The following is a 12,452-nucleotide window of genomic DNA, read 5'->3' as shown; positions in this document are numbered from 1 at the left end:
CTGCTACCACCACTACTGCTGCTGCCTCGTCGAACTTTTCGACGAGTTCCGATCAGTTACCGAAGTAGACCGAGCCACGGCCCGACATCGGCACGCTCTTGCGAGCGCCCGAATCCGACGAGCCTGCTGCCGAAGGACCGTAAGCCGAGACGCCGTTTTCGGCGTTCACACGGGCTTGTGCAGCCTGAATGTTTTGCGGATAGTTCACGCGATCTTCAGACGGGTTGTAGCCGGCCTTTTCCAGTTGAACCAGTTCTGCGCGGACTTGAGCGCGGGTCACCGGGCCGTTGCTTTGCGCGAATGCGAAAGTCGGGGCAGCCAGAGCGGTGGCGATGACGAGTGCGGGAACGAATGCCTTGATCATGATGAACCTCCAGTAGTCTTGTTTTGAAATCGAACCGGAATCGGAAGCTTTTTAAGCTGTTTCTGATTTCGTTTCGCTTGAAGACAGTGTAGGAGGGAGACGACCTAGGGGAAACCCCAATTTGCACGAAACTTAATTGTTGGATTCGCAACAATCCATTTCGCAGGATGCAGCGCTCCACGAGTTCGATACGACGCTTAAGTTATTGATTAACCGTAATTATTTGCATTGTCCGACGCAACCGTAATCGATTGCAAAACCCGTCGCCATTACGGCTGCGTCAGTCAATCGTCACTTCCGCGCCAGCGTTCAGGCAGTGGTCACAAAGGCCAGTGCGCCTGTCAGGAGCTCGCGCAACACGGGCTGAACCTGGTTCGCGCGCGTCTCGTCGTAGGCGAATGGCGGCGATTCTTCCATGTAGCTGCACTGCGTCAGCTCCAGTTGAACCGCGTGCACGCCCTGCGCCGGGCTGCCATAGCGGCGCGTGATGTAGCCGCCCTTGAAGCGCCCGTTCGCGACCGTCGAATAACGTCCGTCGCGCTCGACGATTCGCGCGAGATGCTCGGCAAGGCCCGGCGCCGCCGACGCGCCGTCCGCCGTGCCGAAGTTGAAATCGGGCAAACGGCCATCGAAAAAGCGCGGGACCACCGAGCGGATCGAATGCGCTTCCCATAGCAGCACGCGGCCATGCGCATGCCGCAGCGCGTCGATCTCGCCGGCGAGCGCATCGTGATACGGCTGCCAGTACATCGCGCGGCGCGCGTCGATCTGCTCGCGCGACGGCTCATGGCCCGGCTTGTAAAGCGGCGCCTTGTCGAACGTGTCGATGGGACACAGGCCCGTCGTGTCGCGGCCGGGATAGAGACTGGCGTCGTCGGGCGGACGGTTCAGGTCGATGACATAGCGCGCGTAAGTCGGCGTCAGAATCGACGCGCCCAGGCTGCGCGCGAACGCATACAGCTTCTCCAGATGCCAGTCGCAATCCTCGGTGCGTTTCGCGATCGGCGTCATCTCGTCGGCGAGCGCGCAGGGAATCTGCGTGCCGCGGTGCGGGATCGAAATCAGGAGCGGCGCGCTGCCGCGTTCGAGCATGAAGATCGATGAGTCGTTCATGGCACCACCTCAGGCGAGCAAGCCGCGCAAGGCATCGCGATAACGCGCGAGCGCTGCGTCTTCGTGCGCGTGACGGCGCGCATCGACCACCTTGCGGCCTGACACGAACACGTCGCGGATCGGCGTCTCGCCATGCTCGCAGAACACCGCGCTCGACAGCCACGTCTCGGGCGCATGGCCGCCGATGCCCGGATGCGCGTCGTCGAGCACGAGCCAGTCCGCGCGCATGCCCGGCGCGAGCGCGCCGACGGGCCGCCCTGTCGCGTGCGCGCCGCCGTCGAGCGCGGCATCGAAAAGACGTTCGGCGGGACGGCTCTGCGTCGCCGATGCGAGCACGTTGCGCTGACGGCGGCACAGACGCTGGCCGTATTCGAGCAGACGCAGCTCCGAGCGCCAGTCCACGCCGATATGACTGTCCGAACCGATGCCGATGCGCCCGCCCGCATCGAGATAATCGCGCGAGGGAAACACGCCGTCGCCGAGATTCGCCTCGGTCGTGAGACACAGGCCCACGACCGCGCCGCTCGCCGCGAGACGCGCGCATTCGTGCGCGTCGATGTGCGTCGCGTGCACGAGGCACCAGCGCTCGTCGACATTGAAGCGTTCGAGCAGCCATTCCACCGGACGATGCCCGGTCGCCGCGACGCATGCTTCCACTTCGGCGACCTGCTCCGCGACGTGGATATGCACCGGCGCATGACCGAAGCGGCCTTCGAGCCCCTTGAGCCCTTCGAGCAGCGCCGCGAGCGATTCGCCCGCGACCGCGCGCAACGAATGCGGCGCGACGCCGTAACGCCGCGCACCGTTCTCCGGCCGCGCGGCGGCGAGCGTTTCGATGAGCGCGAGCAGCGTGTCGGGCGTGTTCAGAAAGCGCCGCTGATCGTCGCGCGGCGCGCCCTTGTTGAAGCCGCTGTATTCGTAGAGCACCGGCAGCATCGTGATGCCGATGCCCGCACGCTCCGCCGCATCGACGACGCGCTCGGCCAGTTCTGCGCGGTTCGCGTAAGGCGAGCCGTCGGGTGCGTGATGCACGTAATGAAATTCGCACACCGACGTGTAGCCCGCCTTCAGCATCTCGATGTAAAGCCAGTGCGCAATATCCGCGAGCGACTCGGGACCGATCTTCGCGGCGAAGCGATACATGAGATCGCGCCAGCTCCAGAACGTGTCGGCGACGCTCGCGCGATATTCGGTGAGGCCCGCCATCGCGCGCTGGAACGCGTGCGAGTGCAGGTTCGGCATGCCGGGCATGACCGGCCCCTTCGCCCGTTCGACGCCCGCAGGCGCGGCGCTGCCCGGCGTGACGCGCACGAGCTTGCCGCCTTCGTCCCATTCGAGAAGCACGTCGCGCCGCCACCCGTCGGCGAGACGCGCGTGGTCTGCAAAGAATGCGCGATTCGCAGCGTTCATGTTCAGTCTCCGTTCTTATATCGAGGCGCGGCTGCTTGGCGAGCCGTTCGCCGCATTACACCATGTCGATGCCGATGTGCAGCCACGCCGCGTCATGCGACGCCTCGCATTCCATCACGGATACGGCCGCGCGATCGAGGCGCAGCGTATCGCCTGTTTCGATCGTATGGCGCGTCCCGTCGGCGAGCTTGATATCGATCCGGCCACGCGCACAGAAGACGAAAGTCACATCGTGCACGACTTCGACGCAGCATGAAGCGCGCCGGATCTCCAAGCTCGCGCGGGCGCGATCGCGACGCACCATCACGTTGAAATCGCGTGTCGGGCCGTCGATCAAGGTCGCGTGAATCGGCGTTTCGCCGGCAAAGCGCGCGATTGCGAGCGGCGCATCGAGCGCGTGCACGCTGCCATCGTCTTGCGTCAGACGCATGCCCGCGCCATCGAGCAGCACGAGCACGCGATCGACACCCGCGAAAGTCGAGAACGCGCCGTCTTCAGCGACATCCGCCAGCGACAGACGCCACGCGAACGCATCCAGCGACGCGCCCGGCGGCCCCGCCGCGATCTCGCGCGTCACGCCGCCGCCGTTCTTCCACGGCCTGGGCGTGAGCGATTCGGCGCGAATCATCATGAGATTAGAAATGCCCGGTGAATTGATATCGATCGCCCGGATGCCAGAGATTGGCGACCGAGGCGACCGCGTCGCGCGACCACGTACGCCGATGCAGCAGCAGACACGGCTCGTGCTCTTTCATCGCGAGCGCCTGGCGAATCTCCGGCGACGGCACCGACGCCTCGATCCGGTATTCGACGCGCTGCAGCGGCGCGGCGGACATGAGGTACTGGTTCGGCGTGATCGTCGTGAAATCCTGGCGCGCGTATTCCGGCGCGAGTGCGGGATTCACGTAGCGCTCTTCCATCTGCACCGGCTCGTCGTTCTCGAAGTGCAGCACGCGCGAATGAAACACCGGACTGCCGAGCGTGAGATGCATTTCGTCGGAAAGCAGTTCATCGACGATCGACGCGCCCAGATGCAGCACCTCAGCGCGATATGCATGGCCGCGCGCGACGATTTCATCGGAAATACTGCGGATCTCGACGAGCGTCGACGCGTATTTCGGCTGCGCGACGAACGTGCCCGCGCCCTGCACGCGCGTGAGCACCTGATCGGCGGTCAGCTCGCGCAGCGCGCGGTTCACGGTCATGCGCGCGACCTTGAACTCGCGCGCGAGTTCGTTCTCGGAGGGCACCTGATCGCCCTCCTTCCACTCGCCTACGTGAATGCGCTGGAGAATGTAATCCTTGATCTCCTGATACGCGGGCGTGTTCATGCGCTTTGTTCCGGCGCTTCCGACGCGAACGAGAACGGGCTGTGCCGGCCGATCGCGCCGTCCTGCACGAGCGTGGCAATCGCGGCGATATCCGGCGCGAAGTAACGATCCAGATCGTAGTGCGGAACGTGCGCGCGCAGCGTCTTCACGACTTCGAGCAAGGGCGCGCTGGTCTGATGCGGCGCGCGCAGATCGACGCCCTGTGCCGCCGCGAGCAGCTCGATCGCGAGGATATTGGCCGTGTTGCTGGCGATGTCGCCGAGCTTGCGCGCGGCGAAGGTCGCCATCGAAACGTGATCTTCCTGATTCGCCGACGTCGGCAGCGAATCGACCGACGCCGGATGCGCGAGCGTCTTGTTCTCCGATGCGAGCGCAGCCGCCGTCACATGGGCGATCATGAAGCCGGAGTTCACGCCGCCGTCGCGCACGAGGAAAGGCGGCAGGCCAGAAAGCGTCGCGTCGATCAGCAGCGCGATGCGGCGTTCCGCCAGCGCGCCGATTTCGGCGGCGGCGAGCGCGAGATTGTCGGCGGCGAACGCGACCGGCTCCGCGTGGAAGTTGCCGCCCGAGAGCACTTCGCCGGTGTCCGGGAAGATCAGCGGATTGTCGGAGACGGCGTTCGATTCGATCAGCAGGATGTCGGCGGCGTGGCGCATCTGGTCCAGACACGCGCCCATGACCTGCGGCTGGCAGCGCAGGCTGTATGGGTCCTGCACCTTGTCGCAGTCCGCGTGCGACAGGTTGATGCCCGAGCCCTTCAGCAGCGTGCGGTACGCGGCCGCCGCTTCCATCTGCCCGCGATGCCCGCGCAGTTCGTGGATGCGCGCATCGAACGGCACGACCGAACCCGCCGCCGCATCCACCGACAGCGCGCCCGCGACGAGCCCCGTGCGGAACAGGTCTTCGATGGCAAACAGGTTGTACAGCGCGAGCGCCGCGGACGCCTGCGTGCCGTTCAGCAACGCCAGCCCTTCCTTCGCCTGCAGCGTGAGCGGCTTGAGGCCCGCGACCTTCAGCCCGTCGAGCGCGCTCGCGCGTTCGCCGCGGATGGTCACGTCGCCGAGACCGAGCAGCACTGTCGACATATGCGCGAGCGGCGCGAGATCGCCCGATGCGCCGACCGAGCCCTTCACCGGGATGACCGGCAGCACGTCGGCGTTGAACAGCGTGATGAGCGCGTCGATGACCTCGCGGCGGATGCCCGAATGACCGCGCCCGAGGCTCGACAGCTTGAGCGCCATCAGAAGCCGCACGACCGGACGCGACATCGGCTCGCCGACGCCCACCGCATGCGACAGCACGAGATTCTTCTGCAGCAGTTCGAGCTGGTCAGCCGGAATGTGCGTGTTGGCGAGCCGCCCGAAGCCCGTATTGATGCCGTAAGCCGGATCGCCCTTTGCGGCAATGGCGGCGACGGCGCGCGCGCTCGCATCGATCGCGCCGAAGCTGGCGGGATCGAGTTCGAGCGGGTCCGAGCCTCGCGCGATGCGGCGCAGTTGCGGGAGAGTCAGCTTTCCGGGCGTGAGCGTGATCATGGTTCGTCCTGTCTATACAAGTTAGACTCAAGTCTAAACGCGCATGAAGGACGAAACAAGGGGATATCCGGGATATCACTGAGATCTCCCGGATGGTTTTACACATCTTGTCTATACAGATTTTACGTTTCCAGCACCTTCTCCATCACGAACTGAACAAAGCGCTGTTCGCGCACCACGATCGCGCGCGCGAGCAGCGTCGTGAAGCCGCAATATTCGAAGAACGGTTTCCCGGTGACGCTCGAATATGTGTGCAGCGTCGTCAGACCGGCCTCTTCCGCTTCGGCCTCGATGCGCGCGAGCAGCGATGTCGCGACGCTTTTGCGCTGATATTTCGGATCGACGAACATCATGTCGATCAGACCGTTTTTCTGGAGATCGGCGAAGCCGGCGAGCGCGCCGTCCACGAGACCGACCCAGGTCGGGCGGCTCAGACGCGCGAGTTCCCATTCGTCGCGGTCGGCTTGCGCCCAGGCTTCGATCTGCGCTGCGTTGTAGTCGGCCGAAGCCGTTTCGCGAACGGCGCGTTGGAACAGATCGATCACACCGTCGAGATCGCTCGTGCGATACGGTCTCACATCGATGAGCGGCGGCCTTGGCATTTCATCACCTTCGTTACTGTCAAAGAAAAAAACCGCTGCATAGGCAGCGAGGGATTGGCGTTGGAAAACGCGGAAGAAAATAGCGGAAACACGTCGGGATAGGGCGCGCGCAAACGTTCAAATCGCGAGAAATCGGATTTCGTTGCGTGCCTTCAGGACGCCACCGCGACCGTCGCGATACCGAGCGCGGTCATGAGCAGCGAGGCGCAAACGTGGATCGCGATCTCGGCGAGCGCCCAGCCGAGCCGCCCTTGCTGGAGATGCGCGACGACTTCGGCCGAGAACGTGGAAAACGTGGACAGCCCGCCCATCAGCCCGGTAATGATGAAAAGACGCCATTCCATCGAGATATCCGGATAGCGCGCAAAAAAGGCAACCGCCACGCCGATGATGTAGCCGGCGATGACGTTCGCCGCGAACGTGCCGAGCGGCAGATTCGGAAAGATCGCATTCAGGCGCAGACCGAGGACCCATCGGAGCAGCGAACCCAGTCCGCCGCCGAGCCCTACGGCGATGATCGACAGATACATGAAATATGTGAAATCGGTTTGAAATTAACTGCGTTATGCCTCGCGGGCGAGCCGGTCGATCAACGCGCCGCGGCTCGTCTCGACGATCCAGCCTTCCCTGTGCCGCACATGCGCCGCCCACGTGCCGTCGCGCCGCTGTTCCCAGCAGCCGGCGTCATGACCGTCGATGAACAGCGAGCCGCGCACGACGAGTTGCGGATCGGCGGGATCGAGGACTTCGTCATCGTTGTGTTCGAGCTTCACCGTGTGCATGAGCGCCGTCTGCAAAAACACGTCAAAACCAGAGCCGGTCTTGCGCGTGGCTCCATTCTAACGATACTCAAAGACGATGCTCAAAGCGCCGGGTTCAAACCCTCACCGTATCATGAAGGACATTGCCGAAAGACAATTGAGCATTCGCACGATGTGTTCGGCCGACGGCGCCTCGAAAGCGAGGGTCACGGCATCGATGCGTTCGAGCGCCGGCCACTGGCAGAAGAGATCGGCGAACGCGGTGGTTTGCGCACGCAATTCGCAGCGATACGCCCTGGACGCGGAACGCCGCGCGTGGCCCGAGGCCGCCGCGCCTTCGACCGTCTCGCGCGCGGCGAGCCGGATCGCTTCGCACGCCGCCGCCGGGGTTTCCGTCACGCCGCTCGAATAGCCGTGCGCGGTCTTCACGCAGAGGAAGCGCGCGCCGGGAAACGCGGGCAGCGTTTCGGCGCCGAACACGTCGTCGCCGGAAAGCAGCGCGACGCGCGCGCCCTGTTCCTCCGCGAGCCGGCCGTACAGTCCGGCCTCGCCGGTCTCCTCGCCATCGAGCGAAACCCGCGCGAACGCGGCGCTGTTGATGGTATGCGCGAGAATGCCGCGGCTTTGCGCCCGCGCGTGATAGCCGATCATGAACACGAGGTCCGGCGATGCCTCCAGCCCCGCCATCATGCCGAGCGTGCGCGGCTTGCCGAGCACGAGGCGCGCGCGCTGATCGAGCAAATCGGGCATCAGGTTGCGAAAGCCGCCGTGCGAATCGTTGATCCACACCTGCGACGCGCCGCCCTCGAATGCGCCTTGCGCGGCGGCGTTCGCCTCGTGCGTCATCCAGCGGCGCGCCTGCTCGTATTCGGTGTTGCCGGGTCGCGTCTGCTCCGGATGGAACACGCCCGCGATGCCTTCGATATCCACTGAAATCAGCACTTTCATGAGCGTGCCTTCAATGCGTCGTTGAGCGATAAGCGCCGGTGGCCGTCGCGTCCGGCGACCGTTTCGGCGCTATGGAGCGCGTCGAGGATCGCGTGCTCGACGCTCTCGGCAGCGGCCTGGAACAGCGGATCGAGCCGCGCGTCGTTGATGAGCGGCGGCAGTGCGATGAAGTCCGCATCGTGCCGCGCCGTGTACGCGGTCGTGAAGGCCAGCGCGATATCGCCGCTGCCGTGGCCGTAGACCGAGCCGGTGCGCGCGAGGCCGGCCGCGGCCCGCATCGCGACGCGGCGCAACTGGCGCGAATCGAGCGGCGCGTCGGTTGCGATCAGCATGATGATCGAGCCTTGTTCGGGCGTCGCGTGCGTGCTGGCTTGCAGCCTTCGTCCGACCGCTTCGCCTTCGATGACCAGTTGATGCAGCTTGCCGAAGTTCGCGAGCACGAGCGCGCCCGTCGTGAAGGACTGTTCGCCGATGCGCGCAATGCGCGAAGCCGAGCCAATGCCGCCCTTCAGCTCGAAGCACGACATGCCGCGCCCCGCGCCCACCGCGCCGCGCGCGAAATGCGCGCTGCAGGCGTCGAGCGCGCTCGCGTAATGCGCCTCGTCGATCGCGAGCGCCTGCATGTCGTTCAGATAGCCGTCGTTGCATTCGAACACGAGCGGATTCACGCTTGGCTCTTCGCGTCCGATGCGCGGATTCGCCGCGATGGCCGCGCGGATCTGCGCGTTCGCAACCGTGCCGACGCCGAACGTATTGGTCAGCGCGATGGGCGTTTCGAGCACGCCGAGCTCATCGAGCTGCACCAGCCCGACGCTCTTGCCGAAGCCGTTGATCACGCACGCCGCGGCGGGCACCTTGTCGCGGTACACATCGCCGCCGTGCGGACGAATCACCGTGACGCCGGTCTGAATCGCGCCTTGCGCAAGCGTGCAATGACCGACGGTCACGCCCGCGACGTCGGATATCGTCATGGCCGGTCGAGTTTGGGATCGAGCGCGTCGCGCAGGCCGTCGCCGAGCAGATTGAACGCGAGCACCGTGAAGAAGATCGCGAGGCTCGGGAAGATCGCGACGTGCGGGGCCATCGCCATGTCGGCGCGCGCTTCGTTGAGCATCGCGCCCCACTCGGGCGTCGGCGGCTGCGCGCCGAGTCCGAGAAACGAGAGGCTCGCCGCCGTGATGATCGACGTGCCGATGCGCATCGTGAAGTACACGACCACCGACGAGATCGTGCCTGGCAGAATGTGCCGCGCGAGGATCGTCCAGTCGGATGCGCCGATGCTCTTCGCCGCCTCGATATACGTGAGATGCTTCAGCGCGAGCGTGTTGCCGCGCACGAGCCGCGCGAACGCGGGAATGCTGAAGATCGCGACCGCGCACACCACGTTCACCATGCCGTTGCCGAGAATCGCGACGACGCCGATCGCGAGCAAAATGCCGGGAAAGGCGAACAGCACGTCCGCGATGCGCATTACGATGCGATCCCACCAGCCTTCGTAATAGCCCGCGAGCAGGCCAAAGAACGTGCCGATGACCGCGCCGATCACGACCGAGAGCAGACCCGCCGTCAGCGAGATGCGGCTGCCGACGAGAATGCGGCTCAGAATATCGCGCCCGAGCGAATCCACACCGAACCAGTGCGCGGCGGACGGGCCCGCATTGAGCGCGTCGTAATCGAAATAGTTTTCCGGATCGTAAGGCGCGATATACGGCGCGACGATCGCGATCACGACCAGCAGCAGCACAAAGCCCGCCGCGACCATCGCGACATGCTGCCGTTTGAACTTGCGCCAGAACTCGCTCCACGGCGTGCGGATTTCGTGGGCGGCGGCGACCGGCGTTTGCGCTGTTACGCTCATCACGTCCTCACTTGAAACGAATGGTCGGATTGATGATCGCGTACAGCACGTCCACGACCAGATTGATTACGATGAATTCCAGCGAAAACAGCAGCACTTCCGCCTGAATCACCGGATAGTCGCGCATCTCGACGGCATCGACGAGCAGGCGTCCGAGGCCCGGCCAGTTGAACACTTTCTCCACGACGATCGAGCCGCCGAGCAGAAAGCCGAACTGCAGGCCCATCATCGTGACGACGGGAATCATCGCGTTGCGCAGACAATGCTTCACGATGACCATGGGCTCGTGCACGCCCTTCGCGCGCGCGGTGCGCACGAAATCTTCGCCGAGCACTTCGACGAACGACGCACGCGTGAAGCGCGCCATCACCGCCGCGACCGCCGCGCCCAATGTGAGCGACGGCAGCACATAGCTTTGCCACGAGCCATCGCCGACGATCGGCAGCCAGCCGAGCTTCACCGAAAAGATTTCCATCAGCAGCATGCCGAGCGCGAAGGCGGGAAACGAGATGCCCGACACCGCGAGCGTCATGCCCAGCCGGTCCGGCCAGCGATTGCGCCACACAGCCGACACGATGCCGATCGCCATGCCGAAGATCACCGCCCACACCATGCTCGCGACCGTGAGCCACAACGTAGGCATGAAGCGTTCGGCGATCTCCGTCGATACCGGCCGCTTGCTGCGCGTGGACATGCCGAAGTCGAAATGCACGATCTTGCCGAAGAAGTTCACCAGTTGCTGCGGCAACGGCTTGTCGAGGCCCAGATCGGCGCGCACGAGCGCGACTGTGGCTTCGTCGGCTTCCGCGCCCGCGGCGAGACGCGCCGGATCGCCCGGCAACATGTGCACGAAAAAGAACACCAGCACCGCGACGATGAAGAGCGTCGGCAGCAAGCCTAACAATCGTTTGGCGATGAAATTGAGCATCGTTTTTCTTCAGATGAGGCCGGGCAGCGCGTGCCCGGCCCAAGCGCCTTACTTGATCGCGATCTCGTCGAAGCTGAACGAGCCGTCGGGCATCACGTACGCGCCGGACAGACGCTTGCTGCGCGCGTACACGACCTTTTCCGTGACGAGAAAGATCCACGGCGCATCGGCCCAGATGCGTTTTTGCGCATCGGTGTAGAGCTTCGCTTTCTCGCCGCGGTCGGTGGTCGCGAGCGCCTTCTGCAAGTCTTCGTCGACCTGATCGTTCTTGTAGTACGCGGTGTTGAAGAGCTTCGGCGGGAAGGAACCGCCGCTCAGGAGCGGCGAGATCGCCCAGTCCGCTTCGCCCGTCGACGACGACCAGCCGATGTAGAGCATGCGCACGGGCGCGGTCTTGGGATCCGGCGCGCTTTCGATGCGCTGCACGCGCTGCCCCGCTTCGAGCGCCTCGACCGACGCCTTCACGCCCACTTGCGAAAGCTGCTGCTGCACGAACTGGATGATCTTCTGCGCGGTCGTGTGGTTATAGCCGGACCACAATACGGTTTCGAAGCCGTTCGGATAGCCCGCTTCCTTCAACAGTTCGCGCGCTTTGGCCGGATCGTATTTCCAGGGGCCAAGCTTCGGCGTCGCGTAATCGACGCCCGGCGGCACGACGCCTTCGGCCGGCACGGCATAGCCCGCGAACGCGACCTTGACGAGCGCTTCCTTGTTGATCGCGTAGTTCATCGCCTCGCGCACCTTCGGGTTATCGAAGGGCTTTTGCAGCGTGTTCATGCTGACATAGCGCTGAATGATCGACGGCGCCGCGATCAGATCGACCTTCGGGCTCGACTTGAGCGAATCGGCCTGCTCGAACGGCACCGAGAACGCGAAGTCCGCCTCGCCCGTCTTCATGAGCGCGGCGCGCGTGTTGTTATCGACGACCGGCTTCCAGTCGATCATGTCGATCTTCGGCAGGCCCTTTTTCCAGTAGCCCGCGAACTTCTTCACCTTCAGGTCGTCGGTCTGCTTCCATTCGACGAACTCGAACGGCCCCGTGCCGACGGGATGAAACGCGATCTCCTTGCCATACTTTTGCAGCGCGGCCGGCGAGATCATCACCGCCGAAGGATGCGCGAGCACGTTGATGAACGCCGAGAACGGAATCTTCAGCGTGATCTTCACCGTGTACGGATCGATCACTTCCGTCTTCTCGATCTTGTTGAAGAGGTTGTAGCGCTTCAACTTGTTGTCCGGATTCGTCACGCGGTCGAATACGGCCTTCACGGCGTCAGCGTTGAAGTCCGTACCGTCGTGAAACTTCACGCCCTGGCGCAGCTTGATCGTATAGACCTTCGCATCCGGGCTCGCCTCGTAGCTCGTGGCGAGCACGTTCTGAATCTTCATGTCCTTGTCGAAACCGAACAGGCCCTGATAGAACGACTTCGCCACCGCCTGCGAGAGCGTGTCGTTGGCGTCGTACGGGTCCATCGTCGTGAAGGTCGAGGCAACGGCCATCACGGCGGTGCTTTGCGCATGCGCCGCGGCGGGCACGAGGGCGGTCAGTGTGACGAACGCGCTTGCTGCGAGCGTCGCGCGCAATTGGAAACTCGGCATCGT

14 protein-coding genes are annotated in these 12,452 nt (G+C 64.3%); all 14 read right to left on the bottom strand.

What is annotated here, in order from left to right; all coding sequences use genetic code 11:
- Window positions 1-52 precede the first annotated feature (52 nt).
- A complete protein-coding gene (locus AWB70_RS18395; RefSeq protein WP_014251147.1) occupies window positions 53-361 on the bottom strand; it encodes a DUF4148 domain-containing protein in 309 nt (102 codons plus the stop codon).
- A gap of 312 nt (window positions 362-673) precedes the next feature.
- A complete protein-coding gene (gene hutG / locus AWB70_RS18390; RefSeq protein WP_053569616.1) occupies window positions 674-1,477 on the bottom strand; it encodes an N-formylglutamate deformylase in 804 nt (267 codons plus the stop codon).
- A 9-nt stretch (window positions 1,478-1,486) separates the two neighbouring features.
- A complete protein-coding gene (locus AWB70_RS18385) occupies window positions 1,487-2,887 on the bottom strand; it encodes a formimidoylglutamate deiminase (RefSeq protein ID WP_053569617.1) in 1,401 nt (466 codons plus the stop codon).
- A gap of 55 nt (window positions 2,888-2,942) precedes the next feature.
- The gene (locus AWB70_RS18380; protein WP_167351000.1) at window positions 2,943-3,518 is read right to left on the bottom strand and encodes a HutD/Ves family protein; all 576 of its coding nucleotides are present in this window, start codon (window positions 3,516-3,518) and stop codon (window positions 2,943-2,945) included.
- Between the two features lie 4 nt (window positions 3,519-3,522).
- The gene (gene hutC, locus AWB70_RS18375; RefSeq protein ID WP_014251151.1) at window positions 3,523-4,218 is read right to left on the bottom strand and encodes a histidine utilization transcriptional repressor HutC; all 696 of its coding nucleotides are present in this window, start codon (window positions 4,216-4,218) and stop codon (window positions 3,523-3,525) included.
- Window positions 4,215-5,753 (bottom strand): histidine ammonia-lyase, encoded by a 1,539-nt coding sequence (gene hutH / locus AWB70_RS18370; RefSeq protein WP_053569619.1) that lies wholly within the window; start codon window positions 5,751-5,753, stop codon window positions 4,215-4,217. Before hutH ends, hutC begins: the two co-directional genes overlap by 4 nt.
- 122 nt (window positions 5,754-5,875) lie before the next feature.
- Entirely contained in the window at window positions 5,876-6,355 is a 480-nt protein-coding gene (locus AWB70_RS18365; RefSeq protein ID WP_014251153.1) for a GNAT family N-acetyltransferase, read from the bottom strand.
- A gap of 152 nt (window positions 6,356-6,507) precedes the next feature.
- Window positions 6,508-6,885, bottom strand: coding sequence for a fluoride efflux transporter CrcB (gene crcB / locus AWB70_RS18360; protein WP_014251154.1), 378 nt, complete (start codon window positions 6,883-6,885; stop codon window positions 6,508-6,510).
- A 33-nt stretch (window positions 6,886-6,918) separates the two neighbouring features.
- The gene (locus AWB70_RS18355) at window positions 6,919-7,137 is read right to left on the bottom strand and encodes a hypothetical protein (protein ID WP_045455844.1); all 219 of its coding nucleotides are present in this window, start codon (window positions 7,135-7,137) and stop codon (window positions 6,919-6,921) included.
- A 102-nt stretch (window positions 7,138-7,239) separates the two neighbouring features.
- On the bottom strand, window positions 7,240-8,064 hold the full coding sequence (locus AWB70_RS18350) for a M55 family metallopeptidase (RefSeq protein WP_053569620.1): 825 nt from the start codon (window positions 8,062-8,064) through the stop codon (window positions 7,240-7,242).
- Window positions 8,061-9,035, bottom strand: coding sequence for a DmpA family aminopeptidase (locus tag AWB70_RS18345; RefSeq protein WP_053569621.1), 975 nt, complete (start codon window positions 9,033-9,035; stop codon window positions 8,061-8,063). Before AWB70_RS18345 ends, AWB70_RS18350 begins: the two co-directional genes overlap by 4 nt.
- Entirely contained in the window at window positions 9,032-9,922 is an 891-nt protein-coding gene (gene gsiD, locus AWB70_RS18340; protein ID WP_045454810.1) for a glutathione ABC transporter permease GsiD, read from the bottom strand. The genes AWB70_RS18345 and gsiD overlap by 4 nt, the downstream gene beginning before the upstream one ends.
- A gap of 7 nt (window positions 9,923-9,929) precedes the next feature.
- A complete protein-coding gene (gene gsiC, locus AWB70_RS18335; protein WP_014251158.1) occupies window positions 9,930-10,850 on the bottom strand; it encodes a glutathione ABC transporter permease GsiC in 921 nt (306 codons plus the stop codon).
- A gap of 48 nt (window positions 10,851-10,898) precedes the next feature.
- Window positions 10,899-12,449, bottom strand: coding sequence for a glutathione ABC transporter substrate-binding protein GsiB (gsiB, locus tag AWB70_RS18330; protein ID WP_053569622.1), 1,551 nt, complete (start codon window positions 12,447-12,449; stop codon window positions 10,899-10,901).
- Window positions 12,450-12,452 lie beyond the last annotated feature (3 nt).

Source organism: Caballeronia cordobensis, from assembly GCF_001544575.2.
Taxonomy (GTDB): Bacteria; Pseudomonadota; Gammaproteobacteria; order Burkholderiales; family Burkholderiaceae; genus Caballeronia; species Caballeronia cordobensis.
This window is presented reverse-complemented; position numbering and strand designations above follow the sequence as displayed.

Bases quoted from the DNA above. Each gene is read 5' to 3' on its own strand.
- hutG (WP_053569616.1), bottom strand. From the start codon at position 1,477: ATGAACGACTCATCGATCTTCATGCTCGAACGCGGCAGCGCGCCGCTC.
- AWB70_RS18385 (WP_053569617.1), bottom strand. From the start codon at position 2,887: ATGAACGCTGCGAATCGCGCATTCTTTGCAGACCACGCGCGTCTCGCC.
- AWB70_RS18380 (WP_167351000.1), bottom strand. From the start codon at position 3,518: ATGATGATTCGCGCCGAATCGCTCACGCCCAGGCCGTGGAAGAACGGC.
- hutC (WP_014251151.1), bottom strand. From the start codon at position 4,218: ATGAACACGCCCGCGTATCAGGAGATCAAGGATTACATTCTCCAGCGC.
- hutH (WP_053569619.1), bottom strand. From the start codon at position 5,753: ATGATCACGCTCACGCCCGGAAAGCTGACTCTCCCGCAACTGCGCCGC.
- AWB70_RS18365 (WP_014251153.1), bottom strand. From the start codon at position 6,355: ATGCCAAGGCCGCCGCTCATCGATGTGAGACCGTATCGCACGAGCGAT.
- crcB (WP_014251154.1), bottom strand. From the start codon at position 6,885: ATGTATCTGTCGATCATCGCCGTAGGGCTCGGCGGCGGACTGGGTTCG.
- AWB70_RS18355 (WP_045455844.1), bottom strand. From the start codon at position 7,137: ATGCACACGGTGAAGCTCGAACACAACGATGACGAAGTCCTCGATCCC.
- AWB70_RS18350 (WP_053569620.1), bottom strand. From the start codon at position 8,064: ATGAAAGTGCTGATTTCAGTGGATATCGAAGGCATCGCGGGCGTGTTC.
- AWB70_RS18345 (WP_053569621.1), bottom strand. From the start codon at position 9,035: ATGACGATATCCGACGTCGCGGGCGTGACCGTCGGTCATTGCACGCTT.
- gsiD (WP_045454810.1), bottom strand. From the start codon at position 9,922: ATGAGCGTAACAGCGCAAACGCCGGTCGCCGCCGCCCACGAAATCCGC.
- gsiC (WP_014251158.1), bottom strand. From the start codon at position 10,850: ATGCTCAATTTCATCGCCAAACGATTGTTAGGCTTGCTGCCGACGCTC.
- gsiB (WP_053569622.1), bottom strand. From the start codon at position 12,449: ATGCCGAGTTTCCAATTGCGCGCGACGCTCGCAGCAAGCGCGTTCGTC.